This is a genomic window from Kosmotoga sp., from assembly GCF_982836095.1.
Map to the genome: position 1 here is coordinate 365 of NZ_CEYIHJ010000092.1, position 7,099 is coordinate 7,463.

5 protein-coding genes are annotated in these 7,099 nt (G+C 41.8%); all 5 read left to right on the top strand.

Annotated features, from left to right (window positions below; translation table 11 throughout):
- The coding region (locus tag AC3LHT_RS06910) for an SAM hydrolase/SAM-dependent halogenase family protein (protein WP_488662388.1) at positions 1-705 on the top strand (705 nt) is incomplete at its 5' end.
- Positions 602-1,957, top strand: coding sequence for a sensor histidine kinase (locus AC3LHT_RS06915; protein WP_488662389.1), 1,356 nt, complete (start codon positions 602-604; stop codon positions 1,955-1,957). The genes AC3LHT_RS06910 and AC3LHT_RS06915, both read left to right, overlap by 104 nt.
- Before the next feature lie 4 nt (positions 1,958-1,961).
- On the top strand, positions 1,962-3,293 hold the full coding sequence (locus AC3LHT_RS06920) for a sigma-54-dependent transcriptional regulator (protein ID WP_488662390.1): 1,332 nt from the start codon (positions 1,962-1,964) through the stop codon (positions 3,291-3,293).
- Positions 3,290-5,863 (top strand): CBS domain-containing protein, encoded by a 2,574-nt coding sequence (locus tag AC3LHT_RS06925; protein WP_488662391.1) that lies wholly within the window; start codon positions 3,290-3,292, stop codon positions 5,861-5,863. The genes AC3LHT_RS06920 and AC3LHT_RS06925 overlap by 4 nt, the downstream gene beginning before the upstream one ends.
- 1 nt (position 5,864) lies before the next feature.
- Complete coding sequence (locus AC3LHT_RS06930) at positions 5,865-7,001, top strand: hypothetical protein (RefSeq protein ID WP_488662392.1); 1,137 nt, start codon at positions 5,865-5,867, stop codon at positions 6,999-7,001.
- Positions 7,002-7,099 lie beyond the last annotated feature (98 nt).

Sequence of the window (7,099 nt, forward strand, 5' to 3'; positions counted from 1 at the left end):
GTGGAGATTCTCGATATTACCCATGGTATAGAACCTTTTAACATTAGAATGGGGGCCTATATACTTCAAAAAGTGGCTGCGGATTTTCCGGATGGCACGATCTTTCTTGCGGTTGTTGATCCAGGCGTGGGCAGTTCTAGAAAAGCGATAGCGGTGAGAACAAAATCCAAGCGGATTTTTGTGGGTCCGGATAACGGATTATTCACTTTTGTCTGTGAAGACCTCGGGGTTAGCGAAGTACGAGAATTGGATAATGTTAAGCTGCATTATGGAGGTTCCAGTTCCTTTCACGGTCGGGATATTTTTGCCGCCGTGGCTGCTCATCTGGCTAAAGGCATTGACTTTTCTGAGGTTGGAGATCTCCTGATGAGTTATGAGGTTTTAAAATTTTGGAAGGCTTACGCTGAAGAAACAGGTGTTGTGAAAGGGGAAGTAGCTTTTGTAGATAGATTTGGAAATGTTGAAACGAACATCCCCGGCACACTAGCTGGAAGATATTTCGATTGTGATGACAAAGTGATAATAACGATCGGCAGGAAAAAATTCGAAGGAAGCTTTGGAAGGACATATTTTGATGTAAGGCGAGGGTCCATTTTGCTACATGAGGATGGTAGCGGGTACCTGGAAATCGCGGTTAACCAGGGAAATGCCTCTGAAGTACTCGGAATACGGGGAGGTGAACCACTCGAACTTCGAAAGGCTTAAAGAATTAATCCATAATCGTTGTGTGAGAACCTTTGCACTTGCAGCTATTATCTGGCTAGCTTTAGGCATCATTTGTGGTTTTTTGGCAAGCGCTCTTATCATTTCTGTGTTTTTCGCAATCCTTTACTGCGTGAAAAGCAGAAGCCACGAAAGAGATGCGGCAAAACTTCTCAATGCCATTAATGCTGGCAAGAAACCGGAAAATATCGATACCTCTTTGAAAAATGTTTTTATCGCGCACAGAAACGCTTTACAGAGAATCGTTCAGGAGAAGGACTTTTATAAAGAGCGTTACGAAAATTTCGTCAATCTCGTAAATTCCTTTGAATTGCCCATTGTACTTGTTGGCAGAGAAGGAGAGATCAGATTTTACAATAAAGCTTTCCAGATTCACTTCAACGACGGTAAGGAGATAGGAAAGGGAAGAATTTTTGGCATATTACGAAGAAACGGTTTGAAAATCCCTGTCAGAAAAGGCAATTACCATGTATTTTCCAGAAGGCAAAGTAGACGGTATATGGTAGTCGTCGAAGAAGGAGAAAACGAAGAATTCTCCATGATTTTCAATGATATAACGACTCGCTGGAAGACAGAAAGGTTGTTAGAAAAGACAATGCGCTACGCTGTCAGTGCGGAAACGGTAGCGGATCTCGCACATGGCTTGAAGCAGCCTCTGGCAAACCTCCAGCTGGCATTTGATCTATATCAAAGGACAGGCAAAGAGCAAAATCTACAACGCCTTGAAAGGGAACTAAAATCGCTGAAAGAAAAGATTCTTGGTGTTTTGCAGGTGTACCATTACGGGGAAGAACCTCGAGATACCGATTTGCCGAAACTTTTGAATAGAGTGGTCAGATACCTAACACCAATTGCAGAAACCAGAGGGATTAACCTTCGCCTGGCTTCAAATGTAAATGAAGCAGTCGTTAAAGTTCAGGAAAAGCGCCTTGAAAATGTTATAAAAAATCTGGTGATAAACGCACTTGAAGCAATACCGGGAGATAAAGGCGATGTTGTTTTGAAGTTAAGGAAAGGGCAAGAGTGGATTGCCCTCCTGATTGGCGATAACGGTATCGGTATGAGCAAACGGGTTCTTGAAAAAGCCACAAAAGCTTTTTTTACAACAAAGGAAAATGGAACAGGTCTTGGATTAACTCTTGCCAAAAGCTTTTGCGAGGATAATGATGTTTCTCTAAAGATACGTAGCAAAAAGGGCAAAGGGACTGTTATCAGACTGGTATTTAAGAGGTGAGGATGTGAAAAAAAAGATCCTCGTTATCGACGATGATCAAATGTTCAACGAAATGCTTTGTGAAGCTTTGAAAGATGCAGGCTATACACCTGTGGGTGTAATGACTTTGGGCGAAGCAAGGGAAAAGCTGTACAATGACTATTTTCATTGTGTTCTCCTTGATTTAAGGCTCCCTGATGGCAATGGAATGGAACTCGTGGAAATAGCCAGTGCTGTTTCAACCGTTATTGTCATGTCCGCCCATGGAGACATAAACAGTGCTGTCAGCGCGGTGAAAAAAGGTGCTTTCAATTTTCTTGAGAAGCCCTTTGATCTCGATCATGCCCTGATTGAAATAAAACGGGCGATGAGTTACAGAAAACTGGAATTGGAAAATGAAGAGCTTTCAAGATTGACCGGTATTGAAAGGAAATTGAATTTAGTCGGGAAAAGCACTGAAATGATGAAGATAAAAAAAACGGTAGAAACCATTGCGGGTAAAAATGTTTCCGTTTTGATTGAAGGGGATAGTGGAACCGGAAAGGAAGTTGTTGCAAACTTGATTCACAGGCTAAGCGGAAGAAAGAAATTTGTCGCGTTAAATTGCTCTGCAATACCGGAAAACCTCTTTGAATCTGAACTCTTCGGACATGAAAAGGGAGCATTTACAGGGGCGGATACCTTCAAAAAAGGACTTGTAGAAGAAGCGGATGGCGGAACTCTTTTTCTTGATGAGATTTCAGAAATGCCTTTGAGCCTTCAACCAAAGTTGCTTCGGTTCATAGAAAGAGGCAATTTCAAGAGATTGGGCAGCACACTCGAGAAGAGAGTGAACGTGAGGTTGATTTGCGCAACAAATCGGAATCTGTTAAACGAAATGGAGAAGGGAAGATTTAGAGCAGATTTGTATTATCGGCTAAATGTGGTCAAGATCAAGCTTCCCCCATTGAAGGAACGAATTGAGGATATCCCACTCCTCGTAAACCATTTCATCCCAATTTTGCAAAAGGAAGTCGGAATAACGGAAAAAATTGATGTTTCCAGCGATTTTATGGAAATGCTCATGAATTATGATTGGCCAGGCAACGTTAGGGAGTTAAGAAATGTACTGTTATCAATAATAGCGATTTACGGTGAACATAAAACTCTTGAAAAGTGGATGCTTCCCGAAAACATGCAAAAACTTGTTAAAAAGGCCTCACCTTCATTTGAGGAAATGTCACTGGAGGAGCTTGAAAAAGACTATACAGAAAGACTACTGAGAAAGTATAATGGCAATAAAACAAAAGTGGCCCGTGCATTGGGAATAAGCAAAAGCACACTCTATACAAAACTGAAGAGGTGGAATTTAGATTGAAGATAATAACGACACGCCCCAAACCTGGCTTTGATGACCTTGCTGCCTGCTTTGCAGCCAAAAGGCTTTTCCCAAAACATGAAATCGTCATAGAAGGAAATCCGGAATCAAAGGTTGAGAAGTTCATAGAAGAAGTCGCACCACACCTCTTTTTCTATCATAGGTTTGAAGAGTTAGAGCTCGAATCGATTTCATCCTTGATTGTTGTTGGCAGTGTAAGTGAAAGCCAGTTACCGGCTTCTGTGAAGCCATTTTTGGAGCGTTGCAATAAGATTTTGTTTGACCATCTTGGAACAGCGGTTGATGGTAATTGGAATAAGGTTATCTCGGGGCATTATGGTGCTTCCATTACATTGCTATGCGATATTCTGAGAAAAAAGCAGATAAAAATAACCCCTGAAGAAGCTACTCTTTATGCGGTGGCTTTATACCGTAAGACAGTCAATTTTTCTCTTTCCACAACTACACCAGATGACCTGCTCACAGGTGCGTGGCTGCTTTCTTCGGGTGCTTCGTTGGAAAGGGTGGTCAAGTATCAGAAATTTGCATTGACACGTGAGCAACGCAGGTGTTTTCAAAAATTCATGGATAATACCCGGATTCTCTCAATCAAGGGGGTTGAAGTTGCTATTTCAGAGGCAAAACTGAAAGTTATGCCAAAAGAAATATTTGAATTGGTAGAAAAACTCTGGATAACCATCGGGGCGGACAATCTAATAGTTTTTATACAGGTTGGGAAAGATGTTTTTGTTGCTGGTCGCACGAGATACAGCGAGATTGATTTCTCAAAGATCTTTTCCGATTCCAAGCTTAGTGCATATCCGAATTTTTCCCTTGCCTTTTACGCAAACGCCAATTTCAGTGCGGTGAAAGAAAGAATTTTCAATTCACTCAGGAAAAACATTCTCAGTTTTGTCCAGGTTCAAGAGGTCATGTCTTCACCAGTGCGTACGGTCCTTTCAGAAATGCCTGTAAAAGAGGCGGCGAAAATAATGGAGAACACCGGGCATAGCAGCCTTCCAGTCATAGGAGGGGGAAGGCTTATTGGTATTGTAACTCTTGATAACGTGAGAAAAGCTATCAAGCACGGTCTAAAAAATTCTCATATTGAGGAGATTATGCAAACCGATCTTGTAACCGTAAAAGCCACGGCCCCTGTTAGTGAAGCCGCAAGGAAGATGATGGAAAATGGTTCATCAAGTGTCCTGGTCCTGGATAAAGGTATCCTTGTTGGTATCGTTACCAAGTCTGATTTAATGCGCGGAGTGTTAACAAAGAGATCACAGGAGTTAGAAAATCTCAAACTACAAACCTCCAAGATTGTAAACCTCATTGAAACCCGCCTTGAACCAGATATAGTTACAATGCTTCGTTTCCTTGGAATAGTGGGCAATCAGGTCGGTATGGCGACATATGTTGTTGGCGGATTTGTCAGAGATCTCCTTTTGGGCAAGAAAAATTATGATATCGATATAGTCGTTGAGGGAAATGCCAGGCATTTTGCGCAAGCCTTTGGACGATATTTCGAAGTGACCTGTGTTGAACACAAGGAATTCCTCACCACGTCTATTTTTTTCAAAAACGGACTGCGAATAGACGTGGCAACAGCCCGAACAGAGTATTACGAAGAACCCGCTGTTTTGCCAAACGTTGAAGTGAGCACTATAAAGAAGGACCTTTACAGAAGAGATTTTTCGATAAACGCAATGGCTATAAAGTTAAATCAAGAGGAGTTTGGCCTTTTGCTGGACTTCTTTGGTTGTAAGCGCGATCTGGAGAACGGAATCATCAGAACGCTTTATCCTTTGAGCTTCGTAGAAGATCCAACGAGGATATTGCGCGCTATTCGGTTTGAACAGCGCTTCAATTTCAAAATTGAAGAGCGTACACTGGAACTCCTCAAAAAGCATGTAACACAGAATTACCTGGAACGTGTAACTGGCCAGAGACTTAGATATGAGCTCGAAAAAATCATCGAAGAACCCGAACCATTAAAAGCCATTAAACGGATGGATGAACTCGGGGTTTTAAAGCATTTATTCCCTTACAGTATGGTTGATACAGAAGCTCTATTGATGCTTGATAGATATTTTAGAAGGGGAAGGTTTCCAGGGCCTAAACCGGTCTATATCCTTGCCATGATTTTGTTGAGAAATGCACCTGTAAGGAAACTAGACAGTATTGTGAAAAGATACGGATTTCCTAAAAAATTCCCCGACTGGATAAGAAAAGCGGTGAATATTTCCCGGGCGTTGCAAAATAAACATGACGATGGTGAGCAACTCAGCTTCAAGACTTTCTTCACAATTGTGAGGAAGTCTGAGCCGGAAGTGCTTTGTTTTGTCGATGCTTCCCTGGATGAAAAAGATTCCGAAAAGTTTCGGATTTATCTAAAAAATCTTGAAGAGAAAAAGCCCCGGATAACAGGAACTCTATTGATTGAAAAGTTTGGCCTTAAAGAGGGAAAGGCAATAAAAAGAGTGCTAGATAAACTTCAGCTGGCGAAACTTGAAGGGTTGCCGGATGATGAAGAGGAAGACTTCGTTAGGACACTCATAGGGAGGAATTAGTATGAAAAAACTTGTGCTTTTTTTTACAGCTATGTTTTTGGCGCTGTTGTTTCTGGGAGGATGCCCATCCAGTAATAGACCATATTTGAGTATATCTGCACAGGAATTGAACAGAGAACCCGGTGAAGTGTTGGAACTAACTGTAAATCCCAAGAATTTCGTACCCGATGGTTCAGAGACATATCTGTGGCAGGTTGAGTACTGGGATGAAGGGAGCTGGAAGAGCCTTTCAGGCCATTTATTTCAACAGGATTCTGGCCAAAGCGCCTATCTTTATTTACCTGAAGTGGATTATGAAAAACTATGGATAGGTGTGAAGACAACGGTTTTTGTTGATGGTGAGTTGAAAGAACTCTCTGGTTCGAAGATATTATACTATGGTGATAAACCTGATGTTGCGGTGGAAGTATTCGAAAGCACAGAATCGTTTCAAGCTCCAGATAACTGGTTTGAAAATTGGGGAGCGAGTAAAGACGAAAGAACACCTTTTTATTTCAGGTATGTCAGGGGATTCTCTCCAACGACTTTACCTGCTTTTGACCCGTTTGAAGGCAGGATAGCGGCAGTTGATGTAGAACCCAGTGCCACACCTTCTGAATCTTGTGTATATGTGCACAGCATGGAAGAGATATCAAAGAGTAGTTATTCCATATCTGAATTAAACGATTCCTTTGATGATATCGATATCGGTGAAAAAGGATGGAGAAGGCGCATAAGAATAGCGGCGGATTTGAGCTCAGTAGAAGCGGACGGCCTCCCCGATAAATGGTTTGTAGATCTTTATCCTGACGCTTCAGATACTGGTTATGATCCCGATAATGAATCATTGTTTCTCATAAGAGGAGTCAAAACCGGAGGAACTTTTATTGTTGATGAACTCCTTGATATTTCTAACCTGGCTCTGTTATCACCGAAAACAGAAAGTTTCAACCTTAAAAGTGTTATTACCGTGCATTTTGAACTCGACGAAAACTCGCTGGGTATAGGCCCTTTGCTGGATGAGGAGCATTACTTTGGAATAATGCTCGTCGGTCACGCGGAGGTTTCTGCTTCACCTGAGTTCAGCAGTGAAGTGATTATGGAAATCCCAGCAATTCTTGGGGCTGAGATGGTATTTTCCCCGGACGTAAATTTTTAAGGAGGTGCCCAGTTGACGGAGGAAGTCCTGGTTATTGCAACAGAACATTTAAATGACCTTTTGGATTTTTCTGGAATAAAAGAGATTCCCCTTGATGC

Bases quoted from the DNA above. Each gene is read 5' to 3' on its own strand.
- AC3LHT_RS06930 (WP_488662392.1), top strand. From the start codon at position 5,865: ATGAAAAAACTTGTGCTTTTTTTTACAGCTATGTTTTTGGCGCTGTTG.
- AC3LHT_RS06915 (WP_488662389.1), top strand. From the start codon at position 602: ATGAGGATGGTAGCGGGTACCTGGAAATCGCGGTTAACCAGGGAAATG.